The organism is Actinospongiicola halichondriae (genome assembly GCF_049103745.1).
Classification (GTDB): domain Bacteria; phylum Actinomycetota; class Acidimicrobiia; order Acidimicrobiales; family Salinilacustritrichaceae; genus Salinilacustrithrix; species Salinilacustrithrix halichondriae.
Genome location: NZ_CP171622.1, coordinates 2,247,724 through 2,260,646, shown reverse-complemented (window position 1 = coordinate 2,260,646; position 12,923 = coordinate 2,247,724). Strand labels below are relative to the sequence as shown.

13 protein-coding genes are annotated in these 12,923 nt (G+C 69.6%); 8 read left to right on the top strand and 5 right to left on the bottom strand.

Annotation, left to right across the window (positions count from 1 at the left end; genetic code table 11):
* Positions 1–2 precede the first annotated feature (2 nt).
* Genes AB8619_RS11200 through AB8619_RS11185 form a run of 4 tightly spaced genes read left to right on the top strand, consistent with a single transcriptional unit; the run spans position 3 to position 4,817 of the window.
* On the top strand, positions 3–1,667 hold the full coding sequence (locus AB8619_RS11200; RefSeq protein WP_436792720.1) for an AMP-binding protein: 1,665 nt from the start codon (positions 3–5) through the stop codon (positions 1,665–1,667).
* 41 nt (positions 1,668–1,708) lie between these two features.
* Positions 1,709–2,266 carry a hypothetical protein gene (locus AB8619_RS11195; RefSeq protein ID WP_436792719.1) on the top strand — a complete coding sequence of 186 codons (558 nt, stop codon included), beginning with the start codon at positions 1,709–1,711 and terminating at the stop codon, positions 2,264–2,266.
* A 50-nt stretch (positions 2,267–2,316) separates the two neighbouring features.
* Positions 2,317–3,435: a hypothetical protein gene (locus tag AB8619_RS11190; protein ID WP_436792718.1), complete on the top strand. Its 1,119-nt coding sequence runs from the start codon at positions 2,317–2,319 to the stop codon at positions 3,433–3,435.
* Complete coding sequence (locus tag AB8619_RS11185; RefSeq protein WP_436792717.1) at positions 3,432–4,817, top strand: hypothetical protein; 1,386 nt, start codon at positions 3,432–3,434, stop codon at positions 4,815–4,817. Before AB8619_RS11190 ends, AB8619_RS11185 begins: the two co-directional genes overlap by 4 nt.
* Positions 4,818–4,882: 65 nt before the next feature.
* On the opposite strand, the gene AB8619_RS11180 is transcribed toward AB8619_RS11185, so the two are convergent.
* Genes AB8619_RS11180 through AB8619_RS11170 form a run of 3 tightly spaced genes read right to left on the bottom strand, consistent with a single transcriptional unit; the run spans position 4,883 to position 7,787 of the window.
* The gene (locus AB8619_RS11180) at positions 4,883–5,890 is read right to left on the bottom strand and encodes an LLM class F420-dependent oxidoreductase (protein WP_436792716.1); all 1,008 of its coding nucleotides are present in this window, start codon (positions 5,888–5,890) and stop codon (positions 4,883–4,885) included.
* A 7-nt stretch (positions 5,891–5,897) separates the two neighbouring features.
* Positions 5,898–6,758 carry a proteasome assembly chaperone family protein gene (locus tag AB8619_RS11175; protein ID WP_436792715.1) on the bottom strand — a complete coding sequence of 287 codons (861 nt, stop codon included), beginning with the start codon at positions 6,756–6,758 and terminating at the stop codon, positions 5,898–5,900.
* Positions 6,759–7,787 carry a phosphotransferase family protein gene (locus AB8619_RS11170; protein ID WP_436792714.1) on the bottom strand — a complete coding sequence of 343 codons (1,029 nt, stop codon included), beginning with the start codon at positions 7,785–7,787 and terminating at the stop codon, positions 6,759–6,761.
* A gap of 95 nt (positions 7,788–7,882) precedes the next feature.
* Here AB8619_RS11170 and trxA point away from each other — a divergent pair, with 95 nt between their 5' ends.
* Both trxA and AB8619_RS11160 read left to right on the top strand, forming a co-directional pair.
* On the top strand, positions 7,883–8,602 hold the full coding sequence (gene trxA, locus AB8619_RS11165; protein ID WP_436792713.1) for a thioredoxin: 720 nt from the start codon (positions 7,883–7,885) through the stop codon (positions 8,600–8,602).
* Between the two features lie 22 nt (positions 8,603–8,624).
* A complete protein-coding gene (locus tag AB8619_RS11160; RefSeq protein ID WP_436792712.1) occupies positions 8,625–8,975 on the top strand; it encodes a hypothetical protein in 351 nt (116 codons plus the stop codon).
* 6 nt (positions 8,976–8,981) lie between these two features.
* On the opposite strand, the gene AB8619_RS11155 is transcribed toward AB8619_RS11160, so the two are convergent.
* Both AB8619_RS11155 and AB8619_RS11150 read right to left on the bottom strand, forming a co-directional pair.
* Positions 8,982–9,593 (bottom strand): hypothetical protein, encoded by a 612-nt coding sequence (locus AB8619_RS11155; protein ID WP_436792711.1) that lies wholly within the window; start codon positions 9,591–9,593, stop codon positions 8,982–8,984.
* Positions 9,594–9,640: 47 nt separating this feature from the next.
* Positions 9,641–10,174, bottom strand: coding sequence for an RNA polymerase sigma factor (locus tag AB8619_RS11150; RefSeq protein ID WP_436792710.1), 534 nt, complete (start codon positions 10,172–10,174; stop codon positions 9,641–9,643).
* 132 nt (positions 10,175–10,306) lie between these two features.
* On the opposite strand from AB8619_RS11150, the gene AB8619_RS11145 reads away from it, so the two are divergent.
* Positions 10,307–10,927 carry a helix-hairpin-helix domain-containing protein gene (locus AB8619_RS11145; protein WP_436792709.1) on the top strand — a complete coding sequence of 207 codons (621 nt, stop codon included), beginning with the start codon at positions 10,307–10,309 and terminating at the stop codon, positions 10,925–10,927.
* Between the two features lie 35 nt (positions 10,928–10,962).
* Positions 10,963–12,918 (top strand): ComEC/Rec2 family competence protein, encoded by a 1,956-nt coding sequence (locus AB8619_RS11140; protein ID WP_436792708.1) that lies wholly within the window; start codon positions 10,963–10,965, stop codon positions 12,916–12,918.
* The last annotated feature ends 5 nt before the right edge of the window (positions 12,919–12,923 follow it).

Below are 12,923 nucleotides of genomic sequence, written 5' to 3'. Positions count from 1 at the left end.
ACATGCCGGGTCACATCACCGTGCAGACGCTCCAAGAACGCATCGCCGCCGGTGCCGCCCTCGGCCACGAGGTCACCTTCGTGTCCGGTGACGTCCATGTGACCGTCCCCTGGCAGGAGGTCCACGACGACGCCAGGACGATGGCCGCCGGACTCCAGGAGCTCGGCATCGTGCCGGGCGCGCACGTCGCGATCCTCGGACCGACGTCGCGTGCCCTGGTCACCGCGATCCAGTCCGTGTGGTTGGCAGGAGCGACGGTCGTCGTCCTCCCGTTGCCGATGCGCATGGGCTCGCTGGACGAGTTCGTCGCCCAGACCCGCCAGCGCATCCATCACGGCGACATCGACCTGGTGCTCGCCGACGCAGAGCTCGCAGCGTTCATCACGCCGGAGCCCGGTGACCCCGAGCTGGTGGTGTTCGACGATGTCCCCTCGGGGTCGGTCTTCGTCGAGCCCGCTGCCGACCCGCAGACGTCGGCCATCCTGCAGTTCACCAGCGGATCGACGTCGGACCCGAAGGGCGTCGTCCTGCCGCACCGGGCGGTGTGCGCCAACCTCGACGCCATCGCGACGGCGGCCGAGTTGGACGTCGAGCGCGACGTGTTGGTGTCGTGGCTGCCGCTCTATCACGACATGGGTCTGGTCGGGCTCCTCACCCTCGCGATGACGACGGGGAGCCGTTTCGTGCTCGGAGCGCCGCAGGACTTCCTCGCCTCGCCCGCCCGCTGGATGCAGTGGATGTCGCGCTACGGCGGCACCGCCACGGCCGGCCCCAACTTCTCGTACGTCCTCGCGTCCCGCGCGCTCCGTCGGGCAGCGAAGGAGGGCGAGGACCTCGACCTCTCGAGCCTGCGCGTCGTGCTCAACGGCGCCGAGCCCATCGATCCCGCCACCGTCGCCGACTTCGTCGATGCCGCTGGCCGCTTCGGCATGGAGCCTGGCGCGGTGTTCCCGGCCTTCGGCATGGCCGAGGTGGCGATCGCCGGGACGTTCCCCCCGCCGGGACGAGGGATCGTCGTCGACACCGTCGACCGGCGGGTGCTGGAGACCGAGCGCTACGCCGCTCCGGTCGAGACCGGCACCGACGGCTCGCGTGGGTTCGCCCGCCTCGGCCGAGCGGTCCCGGGTCTGGAGATCCGCATCGTCGACCCCGCCACGGGGCGTCCGCGTCTCGAGCGGGAGGTCGGCGAGGTCGAGATCCGTGGGACCTCGGTCTGCTCCGGCTACTACGGCCGTGACGAACTCAACGCCGACCTGTTCCACGACGGCTGGCTCCGGACCGGCGACCTCGGCTACCTGGTGGACGAGGAACTGGTGCTGTGCGGCCGCATCAAGGACGTGATCATCGTGGGCGGACGCAACGTCTTCCCCGAGGACATCGAGCGGGCCTGCAACCTCGTCGAGGGCGTCCGTGCCGGCAACGTGATCGCCTTCGGCATCGAGACCACCAAGGGCAAGGAGGGCCTCGTCGTCGTCGCCGAGTCGAAGGCCGCAGATCTCGAGCCGGTGCGTCGTTCGGTGACCGAACGGGTCCGAGAGACCGTGGGCGTGCCCGCAAAGGACGTCGTCCTCGTGGCGCCCGGCACGCTCCCCAAGACGAGCAGCGGCAAGCTTCAGCGCACGCTCTGTCGAGATCAGTACCTCGGGCGGGCACTGCAGTTCGTGTAGCGGCTGCGCCGGTCGACCCGTCCGGCTCTAGCCTGAGGGTGATGAGCCCGCGTCGTGTCGCCTTCTGGATGCTGGCCACCGCCGGCGTCGCGGTGGGTCACATCGCGGGCTATGCCCTGGCACATCCCGACGTCGCCGCCCGAGAGGCCGCGCTCGGGGGGCACGCCTATCTGCCCGCCGCAGCGGCCACCGCGATCCCTGTCGGGGTCCTGGCGGCGCTCTGGTGGGCCGTGCGCACGGCTCGCACGCTCGGCCTCGCCGGCAGCCTCGACTGGCGCCGCCTCGCTGCGGCTCAGGTCGCAGTGTTCGCTGTCCAGGAGGTCGGCGAGCGATTGGTCGGCGGCGAGGGACTGAGCGCGGTCCTCGACGAACCCGGCGTGTGGCTCGGTCTCGTCGCGCAAGTCGCTGTCGCCTTCCTGACCATCCGCGGGATCGACCTCGTCCGGCGGGCCGTCCGTCTCGTCATCGCCGGGCGTCCGGTCACGACCCAGTTGCCGCGGCTCGCATCGGTCGTGCACCCGGTCATCGCGCCGCGCCCGGTCACGGCGACGGTCGCGGTCGGACTGCGTGCCCCTCCATCGTTCGGTTCAGCCCGCTGAACCCGTCGGCCCGTCCGGGTCGACGTCACGAACGACAAGGAGAACGAACCATGGAACGATCCACGTTCCGGCGCGCGAGCGCCACCCTGTTCGCTGCCGCGGTGCTCTTCGCCGCATGCGGTGACGATGACACCACCACCGATGCCACCAGCGAGACCACGATGGCGATGGACCACGACAGCGATCACTCGCACGACGAAGGCGTCGAGGTCGGCGACCTCGATGACGTCCCCACGCTGGCGATCACCGCCGAGCCCGACTCGATCAAGGGCGTCAACGTCCAGCTCGAGACGAGTGGATTCACGTTCGCTCCCGAGCACGCATCGACCGAACACGTCGACGGTGAGGGTCACGCCCACATCTACGTCGATGGCGAGAAGGTCGGGCGGGTCTACGAGCACGCGTACTACCTCGGCGACGTCGAAGCCGGCGAGCACGAGATCACGGTCGAACTGAACGCCAACTCGCACTCGCCCCTGCTCGTGGACGGCGAGAAGATCGCACAGACGGTGACCGTCGACGTCCCCGAACCGGCCGAAGGCCACTCGCACGGCGACGACGGCTTCGAGGCAGCCGATCCGGTCCCCACCGTCATGATCGAGGCCACCGCGGATCCGATGGCGGGCCAGAACATCCACGTCGTGACCACCGACTTCACCTTCACCCCCGAGCTGATCGGTCAGATGGAGACCGAGTCGGGTCAGGGCCACGCCCACCTCTACGTCGACGGCCAGAAGGTCACTCGTCTGTACGGCGAGTGGTTCCACCTGGCCCAGGAGCTCGACCCGGGTGAGCACGAGGTCCGCGTGGTCCTCAGCGCCAACGACCACCGGGACTACGTCTCCGGAGGCGACACGATCGAGGCCAGCACCACCATCACCATCGAAGGTGACGAGGTCGTGCCCGACGACGCATCGGTGATCGAGGTGACGGTCGACGGCGGAGAGGTCGCCGGCGGCGGTCGCACCAAGGTCGCGCTCGGGGACCCGGTCACGATCCGCGTGACCAGCGACGTGGCCGACCACATCCACCTCCATGGGTACGACGTCATGGTCGACGTCGCGGCTGGCGAGACGGTCGACCTGACGTTCGACGCCACCATCCCCGGCGTCTTCGAGGTCGAACTCGAGGAATCGGGTCTGCAGCTCCTGGAGTTGGAGATCTCGTGAAGCCCCTCCGCCGTGCGATGACGGTCGGTGCGCTCGTCGCGTCGACCGTCATCGCCGGCGCGGCTCCGGCAGGCGCCCACGGCGTCGGCAGCCGCGCAGATCTCCCGTTGCCGGTGTGGCTCTTCGCCTATTCCGCGGCGTTCGCCCTGCTCATCTCGTTCGTCGCACTCCGGATCCTGTGGCCACGGCCGCGTCTGGCCGCCGCAGCATCGGGACGAGAAGTTCCCTCGTGGTTCGACGGGGTCGGCCGCGGACTGGTGCTGGTGGCCCAGGTGTTGATGCTCGCGTTGTTCGTGACGACGCTCGTCGCCGCCTGGTTCGGTGTCGACTCGGTCGCGGCCAACCTCGCACCGACGGCGTTCTACGTCGTCTTCTGGGTCGGCATGCAGATCGTCAGCGCCGTCTTCGGCGATGTCTGGCGGCGGATCAACCCGCTGTGGACCATCGCTGCGCTGCTCGACCGTGTGGCCGGACGCGACCCCGAGAAGTCGACGGCCACCGGGCTGTGGGCGACGCACTGGCCCGCTGCGGCCGGTGTGGGCGTGTTCCTGTGGCTCGAGCTCGCCTACCACGAGCCGGGATCGACTGCGGCCGTGGGGCTGTTCCTGGGCGTGTACACGCTCGCCATGGTGGGTGGGGCCACCCGCTTCGGTGCAGGGTGGATCCGCACGGCCGACGGCTTCGCGGTGTTGTTCACGCTCCTCGCCGCGCTGGCACCGTTCCACCGCGATGCCGCGGGACGTCTCCGCCTGCGGTGGCCAGGATCGGGTCTCTCGCAGGTCGCGCCCATGCCCGGCACGCTCGCCGTGATCCTGGTGTTGCTCGGCGGGACCACGTTCGACGGGTTCTCCCGCACGCAGCTGTGGGGCGACATCGTCGGAACCCGGCGCGATTGGGACCTGACGATGGTCAACACCGTCGGCCTCCTGCTCGTCATCGGCACCGTCGCCGTCCTCTTCATCGGCGCGACCCGACTGGTCGGGATCCTTGCGGGCGACGGCGATGGTTCGATCGAACAAGCGTGGCGGTGGGTGCCCTCGCTGGTCCCCATCGTGCTGGCGTACTCGATCGCCCACTACTTCTCGTTGCTGGTCTTCGAGGGGCAGGCGTTCGTCGCGCTCCTGTCTGACCCGCTCGGCGAGGGGTGGGACCTCTTCGGCACCGCCGACGACCTCATCGACTTCACCGTGGTGTCACCGAACACGATCGCCTACGTGCAGGTCGCAGCGATCGTCGTCGGCCATGTGTGTGGTGTGATCGCCGCGCACGATCGATCCGTTGAGTTGTACCCCGAGAAGGTGGCGGTTCGGAGTCAGTACCCGATGCTGGGCGTGATGGTCGCCTACACCGTGGGCGGGTTGCTTCTCCTCCTCAACGCCTGACCCGCCCCACAGACCGGATTCGTCGTCAGTTGCTCAGGACGCTCCTGAGCAACTGACGAAATTTTCTATGACTTGAGGTCGGCGAAGATCTTCTGCCACCGATCACGGTCGCCGGCGTAAGGCGCATAGAAGCTGATGCGCGAGATGACGTCGCCGTATCGCCGCCGGAGCTCGGGGCCGATGGCCTCGGGCTCGCCGACCACGGCGAAGGTGTTGAGCACCTCGTCGTCGATGAGCGTGCCCATCTCCGCCCACTTGCCCTCCTTGGAGAGCCGGTTGAGATCGGTCTGGAGCTCGCCCCATCCGTGCAGATCGAGCACCGACTTGTACGCGGGCGTCGAGCCGTAGAAGGCGATCTGCTGCCGCGTGCCGGCCTTCGCCTTCTCGAGCTCCTCCTCGTTGTTGCCGGTGACGACGAAGCTCGGGCCGCAGATCTCGAACCCCTCCATCGTCTTGCCCGACTTCTTCCGTCCCGCCTCGAGCGCAGGGATGGTGACCTCACGCAGGTACTTCTCGGTGGTGAAGCCGTGGCAGAAGAACCCGTCGCACACCTCGCCCGCGACCTCGGTCATGAGCGGGCCGACGCCGGCGACGAACACCCGAGGGACCCCGAAGTCGTGAGGCCCGGGGTCGAAGAACGGGGTCATCAGGGTGTGGGTGTAGAAGTCGCCGCGGAAGTCGAGCTTGGTGCCGTTCATCCAGCAGTCCCAGATGGCGTGCATGGCCTGGACCATCTCGCGCATGCGCGCGGCGGGCTTCGACCACTCCATCGAGAAGCGCTTGGTGATGTGCGGCTTGATCTGGCTGCCGAGGCCGAGGATGAAGCGGCCCTTGGAGTACTGGTTGAGGTCGTACGCCGTGTTCGCCAGCGTCATGGGGGAGCGAGCGAACGCCACGGCGATCGAGGTGCCGATCTCGAGGGTCTCGGTGTGCTCGGCGGCGAGCGCCATCGGGAGGAACGGGTCGCGGGAGGTCTCGGGGACCCAGACACCGTCGTAGCCCATGGCTTCGGCTTCCTTGGCCTCGGCTGCGGTCTTGTTGAGGTCGAGGCCGATGCCTCCGTCGATCTTCACGGTGTTCCTAGTCTCCTTGTTCGCGCAGGAACTGCTGGAGCTCCTCGGCGAGGTCGTCACCCGACGGGAGGTCGGTGATCTGGGCCTGGGTCGTCTCGTCTGCTTGTTCCTCGAGCTGACGCAGCATCGCGACGTGCTCGGGATTGTCGGCGATCAAGGTGTCGATCCTCGTACGGATCTCCACGATCTCGTCCGGGAGGTCACCGATGCCGAAGTCGGTGGCGGCGAGTTGGTTGAGCGTCTCGATCAGCCGGGCGGATGCCGCCGGATAGCGCATGGTGGCGGCGTAGTGCGGCACCTGCGCCCACACGCCGACCGCCGGGAGTCCGGCTTCGGTGAAGCGCTGTTCGATGACGGCCTCGACACCGGCGGGCACGTCGATGGTGCCGCGCACGAAGCCGAGTGACGATGCGAGGTCGTCGGACGACGCCGTGGCCGAGATGGCGACGGGCCGGGTGTGGGGGACTCCCGAAGGGAACGCTCCGAACCCGATCTGCATCCGAGCGCCGAGGTCGACGGCGAGGTCGCGCACGGCATCGGCGAACGCATGCCAGGCATGGTCCGGCTCGACACCCGTGAGCAGCAGGATGTCGGCGCCGTTGTCGGACTGCAGGGCGTGGAGCTCGGTGGTCGACCACGTCAGCCCGGTGTTGACGCCGTCGACGAGGTGCATGATCGGCCGGCGTGCCCGGAAGTCGAGCAGCGAGTCGGCGTCGAACGTCGCAACGTGGACGCTGTCGGTCTGCTCCATGAGGGTCTCGACGGCTCGACCGGCCCCGAAGCCCGCGTCGATCCAGCCCTCGAGCGCGACGACGAGGACGGGCTCGTCGAGTTCGGGTCGGTTGTGCAGCTCGTACAGGTCCGGCATTCAGTCCATCCTGCCGAGCGCGGCCGTCGCCTGCGCGGCCATGGCCTCGACCTGGCGGGCGAAGTGGTCGAAGTCGTTGCCCTCGCGGGCGCCCATCGAGCCGCCGACGTACCGGGCGTAGACGCCCTCGACGATGCAGGCGAGCTTCCAGTAGCCGAACGCGGTGTAGAAGTCGATGTTGCTCACGTCGCGGCCGGACGACGCGGCGTACCGCTCCACGGCCTCGGCGCGGCTGATCATGCCCTCCGAGAGGGTGGGTGCGCCGAGCGTGGGCGTCACGTCGCCGGGCTCGCTCCAATAGACCATCAACAGGCCGAGGTCGGCCATCGGGTCGCCGAGGGTGCACAGCTCCCAGTCGAGGACGGCGATGACGTCGCCGTTGTCGTCGACCATGCAGTTGTCGAGGCGGTAGTCGCCGTGGACGATGGCGGCGGGACCCTGCTCGGGGATGTTGGCGAGGAGGGCGTCGTGCACGGCGTCGACCTCGGGCAACTCGCGGGTCTTGGACTTGTTCCACTGCCCGTACCAGCGCTTGAGCTGACGCTCGATGTAGCCCTCCTTGCGGCCGAGGTCGCCGAGGCCGACGGCGTCGGGATCGACGGAGTGGATCGCCGCCATCACGTCGACCAACGAGTGGCCGGCGTGGGTTCGCGCCTCCACGGACAGCTTCTCGGCGGCGGCTCGGTCGCGGAGGACGTGACCGTCGACGTGGTCCATGACGTAGAAGGGCGCGCCGTTCACGGCGTCGTCGGGCTCGTAGCCGAAGGTCGCGGCGACCGGGATCTGGGTGTCGGCCAGGGCGGCGATGATCTTGTGCTCGCGACCCATGTCGTGGGCGCTGGCCAGGACCTGGCCGAGTGGTGGGCGGCGGAGGACGGTCTTGCGGCCGCTGGCGTCGGTGACGGCGAACGTCAGGTTCGAGTGCCCTCCGGCGATCAGGTCGAACGACAGCGGTGTCTCGGTGCCCTCGACATTGGCGAGGTACCACGCCTCCACTGCGTCCTGGTCGATTCCCTGAACGTCACCCACGTTGCCCCACATCTCCTGGTTCGCTGTCCTCTGAGCGGGCCAACCTACCGGTCGTCGTGGCCGTGATCGCCAGTACGCCGATAGCGTCATTCGACATGGCCTACATCGACGTGACCGACGCGACGTTCCAGACCGATGTCATCGACCGAAGCGCCCAGGTGACCGTGGTCGTGGACCTCTGGGCCGAATGGTGCGGACCGTGCAAGACCCTGGGTCCGATCATCGAGAAGGTGATCGACGACACGCAGGGCAAGGTCGTGTTGGCCAAGGTCGACGTCGACGCGAACCCCCAGATCTCCCAGGCGTTCCAGGTGCAGTCGATCCCCGCCGTCTACGCACTGAAGGACGGCAAGGTCGTCGAGGGCTTCGTCGGTGCCCAGCCAGAAGCGACGGTGAAGGCCTGGGTCGACGCACTCCAGCCGACCGAGGAGGAGTCCGAGGTCCAGCAGCTCATCGCTGCCGGCGACGATGCTTCGCTGCGCAAGGCCCTCGAACTCGAGCCCGACAACGCTGCCGCCATCACTGCGCTCGCCGCACTGCTCGCGACCTCCGAGGACGGACAGGCCCGCCTCGAGGCGCTGGCGCTGCTCGCCAAGATCCCCGAGACCGACGAGACCCGGCTCATCGCCGCCCAGGCGCGTGCGGCGAATCCCGACGTCCCCGCCGACGTCGACGCCAAGCTCGAAGACCTGCTCCAGCGGGTCAAGGCCGACGAGGACGCACGTCAGGAGTTCCTCGACCTGCTCGAACTGATGGGTCCGACCGACCCCCGCACGGCCGACTACCGCAAGCGGCTCACGGCGCAACTGTTCTAGCGAGGGCGTGGCGAGCCGACTCATGGCCAGGCGTCGCCGCCCCCCGCCGCAGATCGACGAGATCCGGGTCGTGTCCGGCATCGCGGCGCCAGGCGCGTCGGCCACCACACTGGGCTCGACCGTCTTCGTCCGACGTGGCGTGACGATGAGTGCCCGGTTGCGGCGCCACGAGTACGAGCACATCCTCCAGTTCCACCGGTTCGGGTGGACGGGGTTCTTCCGCCGATACCTCTGGGCGTACCTGCGTTGGCGGCTCCGCGGCTACGGACACTGGGGTGCCTATCGCCGCCTCCCCTTCGAGATCGAGGCCGAGTGGCGTCCGCGACGCGAGTTGGGCATCGGCGGGAGCGCCGTCGACGCCCGCCGCAGCTGACCTGGGCTACTCGCCGGGCAGGCTCGATCCGGTCGTGGCGTCGCCGTCTGCGTCGTCGAGGTCCTGGTCGTCCTCGTCCTGATCGTCATCGTCCTGGTCGTCGAGCAGGTCGTCGTCGGTGCCGCACGTCGCCCTGCGCTCGGACTTGAGGGCGTCCTTCTGCTCGGACGTCAGGTCCTTGCGGCCGGCCCACGGCGGCTTCCCGCGGCACGGGTCGTCGGCGTGCGGGGTCGTGGCCGATCCACCCGGTGTCTCCGCTCCGTCGGCAGCGCCCTTGCCGCCCTTGGGGCATGCGTCCTTGGCCGCCTTCTTCTCGTCCTTCGGGAGACTGCTCTTGGCGATCGCGCTGACGCACGCGCCTCGGTTGCCTTCGGGGACGTTCACCTGCACGACGGCCAGGACGTCGTGCGCGACGTCCTGCGCCGAGTCGGGGAGTGCGCCCGCCGCTGCCAGGCCGGTCGAGCCGGCCAGGAAGCCGACGATCGCAGCGGCTGCGACCCAGGCGCGGCCGAAGCTGCGCCGCTGGTTGGTCGGTACGGCGGCCATGCGGTGCAGGTGTTGGTTCCGGACCGCATCCGGCACGGCTTCGTCGCCGAGCGCTCGCAGTCGGGTGGTCACGTCGTTCTCGTCCATCGGGTGGGTGATCGACGGCAGCGCCGGAAAAGTCACGCGGATTCGGGAGAAGTTCCTCCGAGGTCGTCGGCCAGCGCCGTCAGCGCACGCGCTTGGAGCATCTTCACGGCGCCGGCGCGCTTGCCGAGGACCTTGGCGACATCGGCAACGGCGAGGTCCACGACGTAGCGCAGCACGACGACGTCGCGTTGGTCCGGGGTGAGGCGATCGAGGGCACGGACGAGCGCAGGGTCGACGGGGGTCGGGTCCATCGTCGGGGGCACGGTCGGGTGCTCGACGACGGTCTCGGGACGTCTCGCGACCCGTCGGATCTCGTCGACGCGTCGGTGGTGGGCGATGGTGAAGACCCAGCGTCGCAACGCGTGGTCGTCACCCCGGAATCCGGCGAGCTTCTCCGTGACCGCGACGAACACGTCGCCCGTCAGTCCCTCGGGGTCACGCATGCGTTGGGCCCGGAAATAGCCGAGTACCGCGGGCGCGAGATCCTCGTACACCGCAGCCGGGGAACGCTGCTGGTCGCGGGCCACGACGCGATGTTCGCAGGTCGGCGAGCCCGTGCTCGCCATGCCGTCGGGGCGGTACGATCGACGTCGACTTCCCCCGTCGTGCTCTTCAGCTGCCCGGGAGGGAGTCACGTGTTCGACCACGTGTCATCAACCGACTCGTCCGACGCGTCCGATCCACCGTCGAGCGGTCCAGTGTCGCAACGGATCCGCATCGCGGTCGACGAGGTGCTGGACGCGACCGGTTCGGGTTGGCGTGCCGTCCTCGGCGGTTGTCTCCTGGTCGGGCTGGCCGTCGGAGCAATGGTGTGGTTGACGCGGCAGTCCCCGGAGCCGATCGACTCCACGCTGCCGCTGGTCGAGCCGGCGTCGGTGACGACGACCACCGTTCCGCCCGGCCCGGTGGTGGTGCATGTCGCCGGGGCCGTCGTGGCGCCGGGGGTGCAACGCCTCCCGGCCGGGTCACGGGTCATCGATGCGGTCGACGCCGCCGGGGGACTCCTGCCCGATGCCGACGCCGGTCGGGTGAATCTCGCGGCTGAGCTCGCGGACGGGACCCAGGTGTACGTGCCGGCGGTCGGGGAGGCGGCACCGCCGATCGGTGCGGGCGGAACCGACTCGAGCGGTCCGATCGATCTGAACATCGCCGACGCCACCGCACTGGAGACCCTGCCCGGCGTGGGGCCGGCAACGGCGGCCGCGATCCTCGATCATCGTGAGCGCAACGGTCCGTTCGTGTCGGTCGACGGGCTGTTGGAGGTGCGTGGCATCGGGGAGGCGAAGCTCGCCCAACTCCGCGACCTCGTGCGCGTGTGATGGGGGACTGGCGGGAAAGCACACCCTGGCCACTCGTGGCGGCCGTCGCCTCGGCGCTCGGAGCGGCGGCAGCGACGCCGGTACCGGTGCCGCTGCTGATCGCCGTCGCGGTCGCAGTGGGCGTCGTCCGGAAGCCGTGGACCTGGTGTCTGTTGTTGTTCGTCGCCACCGACGTGTTGGCGGTGCGGTCGCTCGCAGGGCTCGACCCGCCGCCGGACGCGCCCTTCGTCGGCGTCGTCACGGCGGTCACCGATCCCGAGCCGATCACCGGGGGGCGGCTCCGTCTCGAGGTCGACTCGCTCCACGGTCATCTGCTGGCTGAGGTCCGGTCGCCGCATGCGATCGCCGCCCTGTCCACGACGCTGGCGGGCGATCGCGTGAGTGTCTCCGGCGTCACCGGTCCGCTGCGTCGGAGCACCGAGTGGACGCGGTCGCGGCACCTGGCCGGCACCCTCCGGGTCGAATCGGTGGCAACGGTGACTCAGGGTGGCGGTCACCACGCGGCGGCCAACGCGTTCCGACGCACGCTCGAGCGGGGTGCCGGCAGCCTCTCGCCGACCCAACGGTCGCTGCTCGCCGGGTTGGTCCTGGGTGACGACCGGGCGCAACCGCCGCAGCTCACCGCCGACTTCCGTGCCGCAGGTCTGACCCACCTGCTGGCCGTTTCCGGACAGAACGTGGTCTTCGTCCTGGTCGTCGTCGGTCCCTTCCTCCGGATGCTGAGGCTCTGGCCGCGGTTCCTGGTCACCGTCGCGGTCATCGCCGCCTTCGCGCTGGTCACCCGCTTCGAGCCGTCGGTGCTCCGGGCATCGTTCGTGGCCGTGGTCGCGGTCTACGCGCACACGACGGGTCGGCCGAGTGGCGGCGTCCGCCATCTGTCGATCGCGATCTGCATTCTCCTGGTGGTCGACCCCCTCCTCGTCCACTCGCTCGGATTCCGGCTGTCGGTCGCAGCGTCCTGTGGGGTGTTGGTGCTCGCTCCACGAATCGCGGCCGGGGTCCGTGGTCCGAACTGGTTCCGTGACGGGCTGGCCGTGACCATCGGTGCACAGTGCGCCGTCGCTCCCGTGCTGATCCCGACGCTCGGTCCGATGCCGCTGGCAGCGATCCCGGCGAACCTGGTGGCCGGTCCGATCGCCGGGTTGCTGATGGTCTGGGGCCTCACCGCCGGGACCGTCGCCGGGGTCGTCGGCGGCCGCGCGGCGTGGCTCCTCCACCGTCCGAGCGTGCTCGGCCTCGGTGCACTCGATCAGGTGTCGGGACTCGGCGCGTCGCTCCCCATGGGCACGGTCGATCTCCGGCACGTGGGTGTGGCGCTCCTCGGGGTCGGGATGGCCGTCTGCCGTCCCCGAGCGATTCGTGTCCTCGGGTCCGCCTTGGCCGCCGTGGCGTTGGTGGCTCCGATCCTCGTTGCGCCGCCACGCGGGTCGGTCCCGGCGGGTTGGGCCGCAACCATCTGGGTCGACGGGCCGGTCGCGGTGGTCGACCTGTCGGCGGGTGCGGATCCGGTGGCTGTCGTCGAGACGCTGCGCCAAGCTCGAGTCCGCGCCGTCGGCTTGGTCGTCGTCCGGTCGTCGAAGGCGACGATGTCGTCGGTCGTGGATGCGATCGACTCGCGCTTTCCCGTCGGTGCCGTCGTCGGTCCACCAGGCCTCGACCACCCGGACGCGGTGGTGGCGCCCGCCGGGTTCCGGGTCCGGGTCGGTCGCTTCGCGATCGTTGTCGACCGGCCCGGGCCCCCGATGCGTGTCCGCGTCGGATGGCGAGCATCGGGGGAGGTCGCGGCACCGACGGCGGCGGTAGGTTCGCCGGGTGCTCCTGGTGCTCGACGACCGAGAAATCGACGTGACCCACCGAGCGGTGGTCGTCGACGCCGGCGGGCCATCGCCCCGCCTGACCTCCGACGGCGCCGCGGTCCGACCGGTCGGTCCGTTCGACGTCGACCCGCCGTCCCGCATCGCCATGGTGGTGGGAGCCATCGTCGGCGGTGAGCGGG

Coding starts and splice junctions, on each gene's coding strand:
- AB8619_RS11195 (WP_436792719.1), top strand. CDS start 1,709: ATGAGCCCGCGTCGTGTCGCCTTCTGGATGCTGGCCACCGCCGGCGTC.
- AB8619_RS11160 (WP_436792712.1), top strand. CDS start 8,625: ATGGCCAGGCGTCGCCGCCCCCCGCCGCAGATCGACGAGATCCGGGTC.
- trxA (WP_436792713.1), top strand. CDS start 7,883: ATGGCCTACATCGACGTGACCGACGCGACGTTCCAGACCGATGTCATC.
- AB8619_RS11175 (WP_436792715.1), bottom strand. CDS start 6,758: ATGCCGGACCTGTACGAGCTGCACAACCGACCCGAACTCGACGAGCCC.
- AB8619_RS11200 (WP_436792720.1), top strand. CDS start 3: ATGCCGGGTCACATCACCGTGCAGACGCTCCAAGAACGCATCGCCGCC.
- AB8619_RS11150 (WP_436792710.1), bottom strand. CDS start 10,174: ATGGCGAGCACGGGCTCGCCGACCTGCGAACATCGCGTCGTGGCCCGC.
- AB8619_RS11190 (WP_436792718.1), top strand. CDS start 2,317: ATGGAACGATCCACGTTCCGGCGCGCGAGCGCCACCCTGTTCGCTGCC.